Origin of the sequence: Modicisalibacter muralis (genome assembly GCF_900102945.1) — a bacterium.
In the GTDB taxonomy this organism is placed as follows: Bacteria; Pseudomonadota; Gammaproteobacteria; order Pseudomonadales; family Halomonadaceae; genus Modicisalibacter; species Modicisalibacter muralis.
Map to the genome: position 1 here is coordinate 1 of NZ_FNGI01000008.1, position 14652 is coordinate 14652.

Below are 14652 nucleotides of genomic sequence, written 5' to 3' on the forward strand. Positions count from 1 at the left end.
CCACCAGGAAGCAAGCTTCCCGTGCTGCCGCTCGACTTGCATGTGTTAGGCCTGCCGCCAGCGTTCAATCTGAGCCATGATCAAACTCTTCAGTTGCAATCATTGTGATCCTTGCCCTTCCGAAGAAGAAAGCGGATCAAGCTTGGCTCGAGCTCAAACGTCTCAAACTTGACGAGTCGCTTGTCTCGATCGTCGGTGACTGATCACCGCATCGTCGACAAGCGCCCACATGAATTACCTGATCGATTGTTAAAGAGCGTCGCAACTTGCGTCTGCGCCAGGACTAAAACCCTGACTGCCTCGCTGCGAGAGAGGCGTATTCTACCGATCCCGCGCGGCCTGACAAGCCCTTGGCGCGAAAAAAGTTTATCTGGGTCATCAGGTGGTCATATTCACGACGAGAATCAGCTTAGCGTGACTCGCGCATAGCGCTTCTTGCCCGCCTGGATCACATAACTGCTGCCGGTATCGAGCATGTGATCGCGCGCCACCACTTCGCCATCGACCTTGACCCGGCCATTGCCGAGCATATCCTTGGCCTGGGCGCTGTTGTTGGCCAGGTTGGCGCGATTGAGCACCGCCGCGATCGGCACCTGGCCACTGCCTTCGAAATCGATGCTGACTTCCGGCATGTCTGCCGGCAATTCGCCCTCGGCTAACTGATTGCCGGCCGAGCGATGGGCGTTGGCGGCGGCTTCATCGTCGTGATAGCGCGCGATCAGCTCACGCGCCAGCGCCATCTTGATATCGCGCGGATTGCCTCCGCTATCGATATCACGGCGCAGCGTGTCGATTTCGTCGTTGGATTTGAGCGAGAGCAGTTCGAAATAGCGCCACATCAAGCTGTCGGGCATCGATACCAGCTTGTTGAACATCGCACCCGGTGCCTCGTCGAGACCGACATAGTTATCCAGTGACTTGGACATCTTCTGCACGCCATCGAGCCCTTCGAGCAGTGGCATGGTGATGACGACCTGCGGCGTCTGGCCGAAGTGCTTCTGAACTTCGCGCCCCATCAACAAATTGAACTTCTGGTCGGTACCGCCCAACTCGACATCCGCTTCGAGTGCCACGGAGTCGTAGCCCTGTACCAGCGGGTAGAGGAACTCGTGGATGGAAATCGATTGATTCGCCTTGTAGCGCTTATCGAAGTCGTCGCGCTCGAGCATGCGCGCCACGGTACTCTGGGCCGCCAGCTCGATCATGTCGGCAGCGCCAAGCTTGCTGAACCACTCGGCATTGAAGCGCACCTCGGTCCTGGCTGGGTCGAGTATCTTGAACACCTGCTCCTTGTAGGTCTGGGCGTTAGCCTTGACCTCGCCTTCAGTGAGCGGCTTGCGGGTGACGTTCTTGCCGGTCGGGTCGCCGATGCGCCCGGTGAAATCGCCAATCAGAAAGATGACCTCATGACCCAGGTCCTGGAACTGGCGCATCTTGGTCAGCAGCACGCTATGCCCGAGATGCAGGTCGGGCGCCGTGGGATCGAAACCGGCCTTGATACGCAGCTTGCGCCCCGAGGCGAGCTTCTCTTTCAACTCATCCTCGAGCAGAATCTCGTGGGCGCCGCGCTTGAGCAGCGCCAGCGCATCGGCGACGTCGGTCATCGTATCCCTCTCTCAAAAATGGTTTCTGGCCACTGAAAACGAGTTGCCTGGACGAATGGTGCAGGATGTTAGCATGTCTTGACGCGACGGTTGAGCGCCCGAATCTTACAGGAGAGTTGAGGATGCCTTTATTTGTCGGCTTGATGTCCGGCACCAGTCTTGACGGCGTCGATGCCGCGCTGGTGCGCTGCGGCGAAGGTGCTCCCCAACTGCTTGAGGCCGTGGGCGTAAGCATGCCCGAGGAATTGCGTCAGCGGCTGTTGGCGTTATGTCAGGCACGCAACGTCTCGTTCAGCGAACTGGCCGCTGCCGAGACGGCGTTCTGCCGACTCCAGGCCGAAGCCGTCGCCAAACTCCTCGACAAAAGCGATACCCCGCGCGAAGCGATAACGGCGATCGGCAGCCACGGCCAGACCATCGAGCATGCGCCTTATGGCTTCCAACCCGGCGGCGAGCCTGCGTATACCTGCCAACTGGACAACCCCAGCCTGCTCGCCGAACTCTGCGGCATCGATGTCGTTGCAGACTTCCGTCGCCGCGACCTGGCGGCCGGCGGCCAGGCGGCGCCGTTGGCACCGGCCTTTCATGCCGCGCTGTTCGCCGCGCCCGGCGAATGGCGATTGGTGCTGAATCTCGGCGGCTTCGCCAACTTGACGCTGTTGCCACCGGTTTCTCTCGATGCGCCGGTGATCGGCTTCGACACCGGCCCGGCCAACGCCTTGCTGGATGACTGGCATGCCAGCCACCACACCGGCCGCTACGATGCCAATGGCCGGTGGGCCGCCAGCGGCCAGGTCGACCAGACCCTGCTTGCCCGCCTGTTGGATGATGATTTCTTTCGTCGCCTGCCGCCCAAGAGCACCGGACGCGAACGGTTTCATCGCGACTGGCTCGAGGCTCGGCTCAGCGGCGATGAAGCACCGCAAGACGTTCAGGCGACACTCGCCGAACTGACCGCCGCCAGTGTCGCGCTCGGTGTCGACCAGGCCATGCGACAGCACTCCGCCAGCGGCGCAATGACGCTGATCCCGTGTGGTGGCGGAGCACATAATGCCGATCTGATGAAGCGCTTGGCGCGGCGGCTGCCCGGCGTCGCCATTGCCAACTGCGATAGTTTCGGCTGGTCGCCCGACTGGCTGGAAGCCGGCGCCTTCGCCTGGCTGGCGTGGCGGCGTATCGAGCGCCTGCCCGGCAACCTGGCCTCGGTCACCGGCGCCGTGGGAGCGCGGGTGCTCGGCGGAATGTATAGCGCCTGAGTTGATGCAAGCAGCGGAGCGCTAAAAATCGTCCCCGTCGCGCAAGGAAAGATGGCTGTCGGCATTGGCGGCGCCATCCTGAATACCGCCATACTTGATCATGACCCGCAGATCGTTGGCGGAGTCGGCATGCACCAGCGCCACGTCCTCGCTGACCCGTCCATCGCAATAAAGCGCATAGAGTGCCTGGTCGAAAGTCTGCATGCCCAGTTCGCGCGAGCGCGCCATGACATCCTTGATCTCGGCCACGCTGCCTTTGCGAATCAAATCGCTGACCAACGGCGAGCGCAACAGCACCTCGGTCGCCACGCAGCGTCCTTCCGCGTCGATCGTCGGTAGCAATTGCTGGGCGACGATGGCCTTGAGGTTGAGCGACAGATCCAACCAGACTTGCCCATGGCGCTCCGCGGGAAAGAAGTGAATGATGCGTTCCAGCGCCTGGTTGGCGTTATTGGCATGCAGCGTCGCCAGGCACAGCTGCCCCGTCTCGGCGAAGGCCAGGGCATGCTCCATGGTCTCGCGGCTGCGCACCTCGCCGATCATGATCACATCCGGCGACTGGCGCAGGGCATTCTTCAGCGCGACCTCGAACGACTCGGTATCGATGCCCACCTCACGCTGACTGATGATCGCGCGGTGGTGCGAATGGATATACTCGATGGGGTCCTCGATACAGATGATATGACCGCCCTGCGTCTCGTTGCGATGCTGGATCATCGATGCCAATGTCGTCGATTTGCCGACCCCCGAGCCACCCACCACGAACACCAGTCCGCGCTTGAGCGTTGCCAGCTCGCCGAGCGCCGGTGGCAGGGACAACGCATCGAGGCGGGGAATATCGAAGGCGATGCGGCGGATCACCATCGCCATCTGACTACGCTGATAGAAGGCGCTGACGCGAAAGCGCCCCTTGCCTTGCAGGCTCAGCGCGAAGTTGGCCTCGTGCTCGGCCTCGAAGCGCTCGCGCTGCCCTTCAGGCAGCGTCGCCATGACCAGTTCGCGCACCTGTTTTACCGATAGCGCCTTGCCCCCCAGCGGCACCAACTGGCCACTGATCTTGAGATTGGGCGGGGCATTGGTCGAGATCAGCAGATCCGAAGCCTGCTTCTCGATCATGATGCTCAGTAACTGCTGTAACCATTCACCCGGAGTCATGATCCATCACCTGCGTGGTCTCTGTATGATTGCCTCACGCCTCGGGCAGTATGCTCTTCGCCTTCGATTGAGCTTCCTGGCGCGATACCACGTTCTCGTTGACCAGCCTGGCCAGCGCCGCATCGAGCGTCTGCATGCCTTGGCCCCCACCGGTCTGGATTGCCGAATAGATTTGCGCGACCTTGTCCTCGCGGATCAGATTGCGTATCGCCGAGGTCGCCACCAGAATCTCGTGAGCCGCCACTCGCCCGCCGCCCTGACGCTTGAGCAGCGTCTGCGAGATCACGCCCTGCAACGATTCGGAGAGCATCGAACGTACCATGGCTTTTTCATCGCCGGGAAAGACGTCGACGATCCTGTCCACGGTCTTCGCCGCCGACGTGGTGTGCAGCGTGCCGAACACCAGGTGGCCGGTTTCAGCGGCCGTCAACGCCAGTCGAATGGTTTCCAGGTCACGCATCTCGCCGAGCAGAATCACGTCGGGGTCTTCGCGCAGCGCCGAGCGCAGTGCCTGGGTAAAACCTTGGGTATCGCGGTGTACCTCGCGCTGATTGACCAGGCTGCGCTTGCTGACGTGAACGAATTCGACCGGATCCTCGATGGTCAGGATATGGTCGTAGCGCGTCGCGTTGATGTAATCGATCAACGCCGCCAGGGTGGTCGACTTGCCCGACCCGGTCGGGCCGGTCACCAGCACAAGCCCGCGCGGCAGAGAGGCCAGGCTGCGAAACACGTCGCCCAGCTCCAGGTCCTCCATGGTCAGCACCTCGGAAGGGATGGTGCGGAACACCGCGCCGGCCCCACGGCCATGGTTGAAGACGTTGACACGAAAACGTGCGACGCCGGGAACCTCGAAGGAGAAGTCGGTTTCCAGAAATTCTTCGTAGTCACGACGCTGAAGGTCGCCCATGATGTCGTAAATCAGCTTGCGGACCTCGCGGTCCTCCATCGCCGGTACGTTAAGGCGGCGAATGTCACCGTCGACGCGAATCATCGGCGGCAAACCGGCGGACAGGTGCAGATCCGACGCCTTCTGCTTTGCCGAGAATGCCAGCAGTTCGGTAATATCCATGCGGTTCCCCTGCGCTTTCTTATTAAGGTTCTGCCCACTTCAAGGTTTTACCATCATGCCAGACGCTCAGGTTAGCGAAACTCTCGATAATGCGCGCCAACGCTTGGCCCAGGCATTACGAGACGCCGATCGCCCGGCTGGGCATGCGCGCCTGCTGGCTGTCAGCAAGACCAAGCCCGCTGCCCTGATCCGCGAAGCCTACGCCTGCGGACAACGCGAATTTGGCGAGAACTACCTTCAGGAAGCGCTCGACAAACAAGCTGAACTCGCCGACCTCGACGCTATCGTCTGGCATTTCATCGGCCCATTGCAATCGAACAAGACGCGCGATGTCGCCGAACATTTCGCCTGGGTGCATAGCATCGACCGCGCCAAGGTGGCTCGCCGCCTGTCGCGGCAGCGCCCCAGCGGTCTGGAGCCGTTGAACGTCTGCCTGCAAGTCAATATCAGTGGCGAGGCCAGCAAGGCCGGCGTGGCGCCGCATGACCTCGACGCCCTGGCCGATGAGGTCGTCGCGCTGCCCAATTTGCGCCTGCGCGGGCTGATGGCGATACCCGCACCGGCAAGCGACCCGGTCGCGCAGCGCCAGCCGTTGGCACGCCTGCGTCAACTGCAGGAAGCGCTACGCCAACGCTTGCCGCAAGCACCGCTCGATACACTCTCGATGGGCATGAGCGACGATCTGGAGGCAGCGATACAGGAAGGCGCTACCCTGGTGCGCCTGGGCACCGCCATTTTCGGCGCTCGCGCCTGATCGCCGACTTTTAAGGCGCCCAAACATACGCAACTGGCTCTAGCGCCCGAACATGCGCAACTGACACTCACCGGCTCTCCGGTCCTTACTACCCTGGCTACAAAGGACACATTGCAATGGCAAGCCAAGTTACCTTCATCGGCGCCGGGAATATGGCCAGCGCCATCTTCGGAGGCATGATCGACGGCGGATACCCGGCCGACGCGATCACAGCCACCGCCCGTGACGACAATCGGCTCGCCCCGCTGCGCAGCCGTTACGGCATTCATGCCACGACCGACAACGACGCCGCCGTGGCTAACGCCGACGTGGTGGTGCTGGCGGTCAAGCCGCAGGTCATGCGCGCGGTCTGCGAGGCCATGCGCGATGCCGTGCAGACGCGCAAACCGCTGATCGTCTCGGTCGCCGCCGGGCTGACCGCCGAGACCCTTGACGACTGGCTGGGCGGCGGCCTGGCGGTGATTCGCTGTATGCCCAACACACCCTCGTTGGTCGGTGCCGGCGCTTCGGGGCTGTACGCCAACGCCCGCGTCAGCGATGATCAGCGCTCGCTTGCCACTACGCTGCTCGAAGCCGTGGGTCTGGTGGAATGGGTCGACGACGAAGCATTGCTGGAAGCCGTTACCGCCGTCTCGGGTAGCGGCCCGGCTTACTTCTTCCTGATTTTCGAGGCACTGGAAGACGCCGGAAAGCGTCTCGGCCTGCCGCCACAGAGCGCTCGACGCCTGGCACTGCAGACCGCCTTCGGTGCCGCCAGGATGGCCCAGCAGAGTGAGTTCGACCCGGCACAGCTCAAGCGCAACGTGATGTCGCCCGGCGGCACCACCGAACGCGCCATCCAGAGTTTCGAGGATGGCGGCCTGCGCCAGTTGTTCGAGAATGCCACCCAGGCCTGCGCGCTACGCGCCCGGGAAATGGCCGAAGAACTCGGCAAGAAAAGTTAGGCGCTGTCTGAAAAGTCGGCGAGCAATGATCAGACAAGGCAAAAAAAGCGAAAAGGCGGAGTTTACTGAAGTAAATGAGTACTTTGATCGGACTCGCGCCCGAGCTGATTTTTAACGCCGTATGGTCGAGCGCAGACAGTTTTCAGACAGTGCCTGGTCAGCGTAGTTTATCGATTTAACACGGAGGAGCCCCATGGGCAGCCAACTGGGAAGTGCCGGCCTGATGCTGGTCAACACCCTGATCAACATTTACTTGTTCCTGCTGATGCTGCGTTTCCTGCTGCAGGCATCGCGCGCCGACTACTACAACCCGCTCAGCCAGTCGGTGGTCAAGGTGACTCAGCCGGTGGTCAAGCCACTGCAAGGCTTCCTGCGCCCGGTTGGGCGTTTCGACCTGGCCACGCTGGGTGCCGGGTTCATCATCAAGGCGATCAGCATCATCGCCATCATGCAGCTCGCCATCGGTGTCATGCCACCCATCGGTGGGATCGCCATCGCCTCGCTGGCGGCACTGGCCAGCGCGATTCTCAAGATCTACTTCTTCGCGCTGATCGCCATGATCATCCTGAGCTGGGTCGCACCGCAGGCCAGCCACCCCGGGGCGCTGCTGATCTTTCAACTGGTCGAGCCGATCATGGCGCCGGTACGCAAGGTCATCCCGCCGCTGGGCATGATCGACCTCTCGCCGATCATCGTGTTCATCGCCATCAACCTGATCGATGGTATCGTGGTCGGCTCACTGACCCGGGCCGCCGGCATTTCCGGCGCCCTGGTCGGCCTGTAGCGGCAGGCCTGTCAACGACATGCGGATAAGCGGGGCTCGTTCGAGCCTCGCGCTGGATACTGGATAACCGACGACAATGCCCGAGACGCTTCCCGCCGATTCGGTCGGCTTGGTGACGCCGCAAACAGCGCACTTCGACGATCCACTCGCGTTGGCCTGCGGCAAGACGCTACCGGCCTACGAGCTGGTCTACGAAACCTATGGCGAACTCAATGCCGCGGGCAGCAACGCGGTGTTGATCTGCCATGCCTTATCGGGGAATCATCACGCCGCTGGCTATCACGGCACGCAAGAACGCAAACCCGGCTGGTGGGACGCGCATATCGGACCTGGCAAAACCATCGATACCAATCGCTTCTTCGTCGTCTCGCTGAACAACCTCGGTGGCTGTCATGGCACCACCGGTCCTTGCAGTATCAATCCCGAGACCGATCGCCAATGGGGACCGGAGTTCCCGGTGATAACGGTCGCCGACTGGGTGCACAGCCAGGCACGCCTGGCCGATCGGCTCGGTATCGAGCGCTTCGCCGCGGTGATCGGCGGCAGCCTCGGTGGCATGCAGGTATTGCAATGGACGCTGGATTATCCCCAGCGCATCGCCAACGCGGTGGTCATCGCCGCCACGCCGCGTCTCTCGGCGCAGAACATCGCCTTCAACGAAGTCGCTCGCCAAGCCATTCGCTCGGACCCCGACTTCCATGACGGCTGGTACGACGAGCACGGCACGCTGCCCAAGCGCGGCCTGAAGCTGGCGCGCATGGTCGGCCATATCACCTATCTTTCCGAGCACTCGATGGGCGCCAAGTTCGGCCGCGACCTGCGCAGTGATGAACTCAACTTCGGTTACGACGTCGAGTTCCAGGTCGAGTCCTACCTGCGCTACCAGGGCGACATGTTCTCCACCGCCTTCGATGCCAATACCTATCTGCTGATGACAAAGGCGCTGGACTACTTCGACCCCGCCGGCGCTCATGGCGGCGACCTGGCCGCCGCGCTGGCCCCGGCCCAGTGCCCGTTCCTGGTGGTGAGTTTCTCCACCGATTGGCGCTTCGCCCCCGAGCGCTCACGCGAACTGGTCGATGCCCTGGTACGTGCCGGCAAGTCGGTCAGCTACGCCGAGATCGACTCGCTGTACGGCCACGATGCCTTCCTGCTGCCGGATGAGCGCTATCAAGCGGTATTCAGCGGTTTCATGAAGCGCGTGGTGCGCGATTTACGTCTGGAGGGCAAATGATGCGTGCCGATCTCGAGCTGATCTATGCCTGGGTGCCCAACGGCGCCCGCGTTCTCGACCTGGGCTGCGGCGACGGCACCCTGCTCGATGCCCTGGCGCGCGACAAGGGCGTGTCCGGCTACGGCCTGGAGATCGACCTGGACGGCATCACCGCCTGCCTCGAGAAAGGCGTCAACGTCATCGAACAGGACCTCGATCAGGGCCTGGCCAACTTCGACGACGATGCCTGCGACATGGTGATCATGACCCAGGCCCTGCAGGCCCTGCGACGCCCCGATCGCATGCTCGACGAGATGCTGCGAGTCGCCGGCGAGTGCATCATCACCTTTCCCAACTTCGCCTATTGGCGGCACCGCTTCTATCTTGGTTTCAAGGGCTACATGCCGGTTTCCAAGTCGCTGCCGCATGCCTGGTACGATACGCCCAACATCCACCTGTCGACGTTCAACGACTTCGAACGACTGTGCCGCGACAAGGGCTTGGTCATCACTGACAGGGCGGTCGGCAATGGTGACCATGAAGGGCATTGGAGTTCACGGCTGTGGCCCAACCTGTTCGGTGAAACTGCGGTGTTCCGTGTCAGTCGCCGCGACCGGGTCAGCCGCCAGGCAAACGGCCAAGGGGGAAGCGAGCCATGAAAAGGGCATTGCAGGTGATGGGCCTCGCCTGGTTGCTGCTGATCTGTGGGTCGGTGCAGGCGGAGCAGTTCGAGCGCGTCGGCAATTACCAGATTCACTACAGCGCGGTGAATACCCGTTTCCTCGCCCCGGAAGTGGCCGCCGCCTACGATATCCCGCGCAGCAAGGTCATCGCGCTGCTCAGCGTCAGCGTCCTCGAAGAGCAGCCGGACGGCAGCACCGAGCCCGTGCCTGCCGTGGTAAACGGCCGAGTCGCCAATCTCACCGGGCAATCCCAGCCGCTGGCGTTTCGCACCGTCCGCGAGGGCGATTCCATCTACCAATTGGCGACCTTTCGCATCCTGCCCGACGAGCCGCTGCGCTTCACGCTCGACGTGCGTTACGATCGCAACGCCGAGCCGGCTGAGGTTGCCTTTATGCAGCGCTTCTACATCGACTAAGGAATCACTGCCTAAATGCCTGCACGGACGAATCGCTGTGTCACGCGGTGCTCGAAGAACAGCCTAACTTCATGTTATGTCTCTTCTTCTGTGCTCCGGGCTCCTTGCGACGCAACGGCGCCGGCATCATTCCGTTCGACGATTTATTCAGCGATTCCTAGCTAAAACGCTTACGCAACGCGGCGCACACATCGCCGCGCTCGGCTGCTGGCGCGGTGAACCAGGCCAAGTCGAAAGGTGGGCCCGCATCGACACTGGCCGGCAGGGCGTCTCGCCAATTCTGGTCGTGACCGACCTCCACCAACCCCACACATAGCGGCTTCTCCTCGGCATGCAGCGCCACGCCGATATCGCGCCGCGCATGACCGCTACCGCAGATTAGCAACGCCGACGGCGGCAGTTCGGCGAGCGCCTCGGCCATCACCCGGTCACGCGCCACCTGCGCGGCCAGCATGCCGTCGAGTATCGACTCCGGGAGCAGCCCGCAATGACCCTCGATTAGTGCGCGGCGTTGCGCTCTCGCCACAGCGGGTGGCAGATCGGGCACCCGGCCGGCGCTGACGATCTCGGCGATTCGCTCATGTGGCAGATTGGCGGCGCCGAGTGGCAGCCCGAGGCTTAGCGTCAGACGCAGGATCGGCCCGTAGGCCGACCAGTCCCAGCCTCTCCCCTGCCAGTCGAACGCATGGCGCAGTTCGGCGTCGTTCATCTGCAGCAGCCGCTGGTGAGAAATCCGCGCGAGTCGCATCTGCTGCCGGGTATCGAGCATTTCCATGGCCACGCCACCGAGCATGCTGCGTTCGGCCAGGCACGCGATCAACCAGCGTTCCAGGCGATGATGCTCGGGATTGTCGTGGCGCTCGCCAATCACGATTGATGGCGCACGGGCCAGTCGCTCGAACAGCTCCGCCGAATCGAGCCACGCGTCGTGGCGCAGATCGCGTACGCGGTGTATCGCCGAGGGTTCGGCGCCAACCGCGTTCGGCAGGCCGGCAACCAGACCCAGCGCCGCCAACACGGCAAACCCTCGCAGGCAATCTCGACGTTGCATGGCTATTTCCCTCGCGCGTCAACGAGTTCAGTCCCGGCTATCGAGCCCGAATGCGCTATCTCGCGGGTCAGCGACACCGGCAAGCGTCTTCCCAGGCAGATACTGCGTGGCGCCCCGTCAATCACGGCGACGTCGCAAGCGTAGGCCAGCACCTCGACGCCCTCACCGGCGACACGCTGCAGCATCGCGGCATAAACCGGGTCGAGATGTGCCGCCGGCGCCACATCGGCAATGCCCGTATGCGCCACGCAAAACAACAGCACCGCACGCTGGTCCTCGCCAGCCAGACGCGCCAGCGCCTGCAGATGCCGGGTGCCGCGCGCACTGACCGCATCGGGAAAATAGCCGTGGCCGTCATGTTCCCTGAGCGTGACCTGCTTGACCTCGACGTAGGCGCTGCCCAGTCGCGGATCGTCGAGGCGAAAATCGAGTCGGGCGCCGCTGCGTCGGGCGCCATCGACCTTCACCTCACGCTTGAGCGTGGCGTAGCCGGCCAACTCGGCGATGCGCCCGGCACGTAGCGCCTCCTCGACAATCGCATTGGTACGCCCGGTATGCACGGATGCCAGTGCCATGTGCCCCTCGGGCTGGGGCAATTCGATAAGCTCCCAGGTCCAGGCCAGCTTGCGCGCCGGGTTGGTGCTCGGCGCCAGCCACACACGACAGCCCGGCACGCTGACCGCGCGCATCGAGCCGGTGTTGGGGCAATGCGCCACCACCGTTTCGCCGCTGGCCAATTCGACATCGGCAAGAAAACGCTTGTAGCGCCGGCGCAGAATGCCCAGCGTCAGTTGGGGGTAGTCCATTGCGTAGCGGTACTTACAGTCTGGCGAGGAAGCGTTCGAGGCGCATCACGGCCTCCTCGAGCCTCGCACAATCGTTGGTAAAGGCAATGCGCACATGATGCTCGCCGCCACGCACGGCGAAATCGATCCCCGGCGTGATGGCGACGTTCTCCTCTTCCAGCAGTCGCCGGCAGAAGTCCTGGCTATCGCGAGTATGCCGCGACACGTCTAGCCACACATAGAACGCACCCTGCGGCGGCAACGACGGCGCCAGCCCCAAGCGTTCCAGGCCAGCCAACAGCACGTCGCGACGGCGGTGCAGTTCGCGGCGCCGGCGCTCCAGCTCATCCCGGCACTCGGGGGTAAACGCGGCCAGCGCGGCATGCTGCGAGGGCGTCGGCGCGGCGAGAAAGACGTTCTGCGCCAGGCGAGTCAACGGTTCGACCGCCGCCTCGGGCGCGACCAGCCAACCCAGTCGCCAACCGGTCATGCCGAAGTACTTCGAGAAGCTGTTGATCACGAAGGCATCCGGCGTCAGTGCCGTGGCGGAAACCGGCGCCGCATCGAACGTCAGTCCCTGATAGATTTCATCGACCAACAGCTCACCCCCGCGCGACCCGACCGCCTCGGCGACGGCGCCGAGCCGCTCGGCATCGAGCATATGCCCGGTCGGATTCGATGGCGTAGCCAGCATGGCCAGGCGCGTGGTATCGCGCCAATGGCGCTCGATCAGTGAAGCATCGAGCTGCCAGCCGCTTTCCGGCCCTACCGTCACACAATCGATATCGGCCTCGGCCAGCGCCATGAAGTGACGATTGCACGGGTAGGTCGGGTCAGCCATTAGCACGCGATCGCCGCGCTGCACCAGTAACTGGCTGGCCAGCAACAGCGCGCCCGAGGCACCGGGGGTGATGAGAATTCGCGCCGGATCGACCCGCGCGCCGAAGTGTTCGGCGTAATGGCCGGCGATCGCCTCGCGCAGTGCCGGTAGGCCACACGCCGGCGTATAGCGCGTATGGCCGGCTGCCAATGCCTGCTGGCCGGCGGCGATCACCGACTCGGGAGTGGGGAAGTCCGGCTCGCCGATTTCCAGGTGAATCACGTCGTAACCCGCGGCCTCGCGAGCCTGGGCCTCTTCCAGCAGACGCATCACGCGAAAAGGCTGTACTCTCTCGACCCGCACACTCCAGCTCATTATCTACTCCTCTACAAAGGGTGCGTTTTCGATATCGAAAGCACACGACAACGCGGTACAATCGGCCATGTTAGCCTACTGGATGCGACATCGGCAGCGCCCTGCATTTCACAGTGGTTGCAAAGTGCGGGCTTTTTCGCTAAATAAGCAAGGCTTCGGGTGGGTATACCCTCCCTGCGGGTCGCGTCGGCCATCGTCGACTCGCGGCCTGACCGGCCGGGCATCGGCCCCAGTCACTTGAGTAATGAGGCAGCCCCATGCCAGTAGCAGAAAAGAAAACGGAAGCGCCGAAGAAATTCACTCCGTACGAGCCGGCGCAGGGCGAAGAGTACATGAACGAAAAGCAGCTCGAGCATTTTCGCCAGATCCTGCTCGGCTGGAAACAGGAACTCATGGAAGAGGTCGACCGCACGGTGCGTCACCTGCAGGAAGAGGCCAATAACTACGCCGACCCAGCAGACCGCGCCACCCAGGAGGAAGGTTTCAGCCTGGAATTGCGCACCCGTGATCGTGAGCGCAAGCTGCTCAAGAAGATCAACGAGACCATCGACAAGATCGATGAGGACGATTACGGCTTCTGCGAAGCCTGTGGTGTCGAGATAGGCATTCGCCGTCTCGAGGCACGCCCAACAGCCACCTTGTGCGTCGACTGCAAGACACTGGCCGAGCTGAAGGAAAAGCAACTCGGCGGCTGAGTGCCCGACCGAGTAAGCCAACGGGCGCCATTGGGCGCCCGCTTGCGTTTTACGCCCGCCCCTGTGGAAGTCGCTTATGCCCGGCTATCGCGGCCGCTTCGCCCCCACGCCGTCCGGCCCCCTGCACTTCGGTTCGCTGATCGCCGCGCTGGCAAGCTATCTCGATGCCCGCCACGCCCAAGGGAAATGGCTGGTGCGCATCGAGGATATCGATCCCCCGCGCAGCCCAGCGGGCGCGGATGCGCTGATTCTGCGCCAGCTCGAGGCCTTCGGCCTGCATTGGGACGAAGAGGTGCGCTACCAGAGCGATCGCGATGCCGCCTACCAGGCCGCCCTCGAGCGCCTCGCCACGCTCGGGCTGGCTTACCCGTGCAGTTGTTCGCGCAAGGAGTGGCGCGAGCATGCCGTCTACCCCGGCTGGTGTCGCGAGGGCCTGCGGCACCCCGGACGCCCCATCGCCTGGCGCCTGCGCAGCGATCTCGCCATGCGCCCGGTGACTTGGTGCGACCGGCTGTTCGGCAGGCAGGCCTTCGACCCGGCCGAACTCGGCGACGTGGTCCTGAAACGCAAGGAGGGCCTGTGGGCATATCAGCTAGCGGTGGTGATCGACGATGCCGATCAGGCCATCAGTGAGGTGGTGCGCGGCTTCGACCTGCTCGACAACACCCCCTGGCAACGCCAGTTGCAGGACACGCTGGGGCTACCCGCGCCGCGCTACCTGCACTTGCCACTGATCGTCGCCGCCAACGGCCAGAAGCTCTCCAAGCAGAACCTGGCCCCGGCGCTACCGACCGCCGACGCCGAGGTGCGGGGGTTATTGCATCGGGCACTGATTGCCCTGGATCAGGCACCCGACGCCACGCTGGCCCAGGCGCCGGTCGATGAGCAATTGAACGCCGCCATCGCCGGCTGGGACGCGAGCCGACTGCGAGCGCAACCGTATCGTCCGCAGCCCGTCGATACGCCTTGATAGCCGCTGAAAACCTGCCGGCTTGAGGCTTACCACCCCGCGCCCTAGACTCGTTTCTTCGACCCGCATGCAAGG

General features: G+C 63.1%; 15 protein-coding genes and 1 rRNA gene. 9 read left to right on the forward strand and 7 right to left on the reverse strand.

The features are described 5' to 3' along the window. Both BLR92_RS13305 and tyrS read right to left on the reverse strand, forming a co-directional pair. Window positions 1-96, reverse strand: a 16S ribosomal RNA gene (locus BLR92_RS13305); the annotation flags it as partial. 308 nt (window positions 97-404) lie between these two features. Further along, window positions 405-1604 carry a tyrosine--tRNA ligase gene (tyrS, locus tag BLR92_RS13310; RefSeq protein ID WP_089729384.1) on the reverse strand — a complete coding sequence of 400 codons (1200 nt, stop codon included), beginning with the start codon at window positions 1602-1604 and terminating at the stop codon, window positions 405-407. Between the two features lie 122 nt (window positions 1605-1726). Between tyrS and BLR92_RS13315 the strand changes: the two genes are divergently transcribed. Continuing rightward, window positions 1727-2860 carry an anhydro-N-acetylmuramic acid kinase gene (locus BLR92_RS13315; protein WP_089729386.1) on the forward strand — a complete coding sequence of 378 codons (1134 nt, stop codon included), beginning with the start codon at window positions 1727-1729 and terminating at the stop codon, window positions 2858-2860. 21 nt (window positions 2861-2881) lie between these two features. On the opposite strand, the gene BLR92_RS13320 is transcribed toward BLR92_RS13315, so the two are convergent. Beyond that, entirely contained in the window at window positions 2882-4015 is a 1134-nt protein-coding gene (locus BLR92_RS13320) for a PilT/PilU family type 4a pilus ATPase (RefSeq protein ID WP_089729388.1), read from the reverse strand. Window positions 4016-4049: 34 nt separating this feature from the next. Then, window positions 4050-5087 carry a type IV pilus twitching motility protein PilT gene (locus BLR92_RS13325; protein WP_089729390.1) on the reverse strand — a complete coding sequence of 346 codons (1038 nt, stop codon included), beginning with the start codon at window positions 5085-5087 and terminating at the stop codon, window positions 4050-4052. Window positions 5088-5142: 55 nt separating this feature from the next. On the opposite strand from BLR92_RS13325, the gene BLR92_RS13330 reads away from it, so the two are divergent. From BLR92_RS13330 to BLR92_RS13355, 6 genes are all read left to right on the forward strand, one after another. After that, entirely contained in the window at window positions 5143-5841 is a 699-nt protein-coding gene (locus BLR92_RS13330) for a YggS family pyridoxal phosphate-dependent enzyme (protein WP_089729392.1), read from the forward strand. Between the two features lie 116 nt (window positions 5842-5957). Further along, entirely contained in the window at window positions 5958-6785 is an 828-nt protein-coding gene (proC, locus tag BLR92_RS13335; protein ID WP_089729394.1) for a pyrroline-5-carboxylate reductase, read from the forward strand. Window positions 6786-6978: 193 nt separating this feature from the next. Further along, entirely contained in the window at window positions 6979-7569 is a 591-nt protein-coding gene (locus tag BLR92_RS13340) for a YggT family protein (protein WP_089729396.1), read from the forward strand. A 76-nt stretch (window positions 7570-7645) separates the two neighbouring features. Next, window positions 7646-8803, forward strand: a complete 1158-nt coding sequence (gene metX, locus BLR92_RS13345; RefSeq protein WP_089729398.1) for a homoserine O-succinyltransferase MetX — start codon at window positions 7646-7648, stop codon at window positions 8801-8803. Continuing rightward, on the forward strand, window positions 8803-9441 hold the full coding sequence (gene metW / locus BLR92_RS13350; RefSeq protein WP_089729723.1) for a methionine biosynthesis protein MetW: 639 nt from the start codon (window positions 8803-8805) through the stop codon (window positions 9439-9441). Before metX ends, metW begins: the two co-directional genes overlap by 1 nt. After that, the gene (locus tag BLR92_RS13355) at window positions 9438-9881 is read left to right on the forward strand and encodes a DUF4426 domain-containing protein (protein WP_089729399.1); all 444 of its coding nucleotides are present in this window, start codon (window positions 9438-9440) and stop codon (window positions 9879-9881) included. Before metW ends, BLR92_RS13355 begins: the two co-directional genes overlap by 4 nt. Window positions 9882-10038: 157 nt before the next feature. On the opposite strand, the gene BLR92_RS13360 is transcribed toward BLR92_RS13355, so the two are convergent. Genes BLR92_RS13360 through BLR92_RS13370 form a run of 3 tightly spaced genes read right to left on the reverse strand, consistent with a single transcriptional unit; the run spans window position 10039 to window position 12912 of the window. After that, window positions 10039-10932, reverse strand: coding sequence for a ChaN family lipoprotein (locus BLR92_RS13360; RefSeq protein WP_089729401.1), 894 nt, complete (start codon window positions 10930-10932; stop codon window positions 10039-10041). 2 nt (window positions 10933-10934) lie between these two features. Then, on the reverse strand, window positions 10935-11738 hold the full coding sequence (sfsA, locus tag BLR92_RS13365; RefSeq protein WP_089729404.1) for a DNA/RNA nuclease SfsA: 804 nt from the start codon (window positions 11736-11738) through the stop codon (window positions 10935-10937). Between the two features lie 13 nt (window positions 11739-11751). Beyond that, a complete protein-coding gene (locus tag BLR92_RS13370; protein WP_089729406.1) occupies window positions 11752-12912 on the reverse strand; it encodes an aminotransferase class I/II-fold pyridoxal phosphate-dependent enzyme in 1161 nt (386 codons plus the stop codon). A 257-nt stretch (window positions 12913-13169) separates the two neighbouring features. On the opposite strand from BLR92_RS13370, the gene dksA reads away from it, so the two are divergent. Then, window positions 13170-13607, forward strand: coding sequence for an RNA polymerase-binding protein DksA (dksA, locus tag BLR92_RS13375; RefSeq protein WP_089729407.1), 438 nt, complete (start codon window positions 13170-13172; stop codon window positions 13605-13607). Between the two features lie 76 nt (window positions 13608-13683). Then, window positions 13684-14577 carry a tRNA glutamyl-Q(34) synthetase GluQRS gene (gene gluQRS / locus BLR92_RS13380; protein WP_089729409.1) on the forward strand — a complete coding sequence of 298 codons (894 nt, stop codon included), beginning with the start codon at window positions 13684-13686 and terminating at the stop codon, window positions 14575-14577. The last annotated feature ends 75 nt before the right edge of the window (window positions 14578-14652 follow it).

Excerpts from the sequence above, each read along its gene's own strand:
- tyrS (WP_089729384.1), bottom strand. The coding sequence starts at position 1,604 with ATGACCGACGTCGCCGATGCGCTGGCGCTGCTCAAGCGCGGCGCCCAC.
- BLR92_RS13315 (WP_089729386.1), top strand. The coding sequence starts at position 1,727 with ATGCCTTTATTTGTCGGCTTGATGTCCGGCACCAGTCTTGACGGCGTC.
- BLR92_RS13320 (WP_089729388.1), bottom strand. The coding sequence starts at position 4,015 with ATGACTCCGGGTGAATGGTTACAGCAGTTACTGAGCATCATGATCGAG.
- BLR92_RS13325 (WP_089729390.1), bottom strand. The coding sequence starts at position 5,087 with ATGGATATTACCGAACTGCTGGCATTCTCGGCAAAGCAGAAGGCGTCG.
- BLR92_RS13330 (WP_089729392.1), top strand. The coding sequence starts at position 5,143 with ATGCCAGACGCTCAGGTTAGCGAAACTCTCGATAATGCGCGCCAACGC.
- proC (WP_089729394.1), top strand. The coding sequence starts at position 5,958 with ATGGCAAGCCAAGTTACCTTCATCGGCGCCGGGAATATGGCCAGCGCC.
- BLR92_RS13340 (WP_089729396.1), top strand. The coding sequence starts at position 6,979 with ATGGGCAGCCAACTGGGAAGTGCCGGCCTGATGCTGGTCAACACCCTG.
- metX (WP_089729398.1), top strand. The coding sequence starts at position 7,646 with ATGCCCGAGACGCTTCCCGCCGATTCGGTCGGCTTGGTGACGCCGCAA.
- metW (WP_089729723.1), top strand. The coding sequence starts at position 8,803 with ATGCGTGCCGATCTCGAGCTGATCTATGCCTGGGTGCCCAACGGCGCC.
- BLR92_RS13355 (WP_089729399.1), top strand. The coding sequence starts at position 9,438 with ATGAAAAGGGCATTGCAGGTGATGGGCCTCGCCTGGTTGCTGCTGATC.
- BLR92_RS13360 (WP_089729401.1), bottom strand. The coding sequence starts at position 10,932 with ATGCAACGTCGAGATTGCCTGCGAGGGTTTGCCGTGTTGGCGGCGCTG.
- sfsA (WP_089729404.1), bottom strand. The coding sequence starts at position 11,738 with ATGGACTACCCCCAACTGACGCTGGGCATTCTGCGCCGGCGCTACAAG.
- BLR92_RS13370 (WP_089729406.1), bottom strand. The coding sequence starts at position 12,912 with ATGAGCTGGAGTGTGCGGGTCGAGAGAGTACAGCCTTTTCGCGTGATG.
- dksA (WP_089729407.1), top strand. The coding sequence starts at position 13,170 with ATGCCAGTAGCAGAAAAGAAAACGGAAGCGCCGAAGAAATTCACTCCG.
- gluQRS (WP_089729409.1), top strand. The coding sequence starts at position 13,684 with ATGCCCGGCTATCGCGGCCGCTTCGCCCCCACGCCGTCCGGCCCCCTG.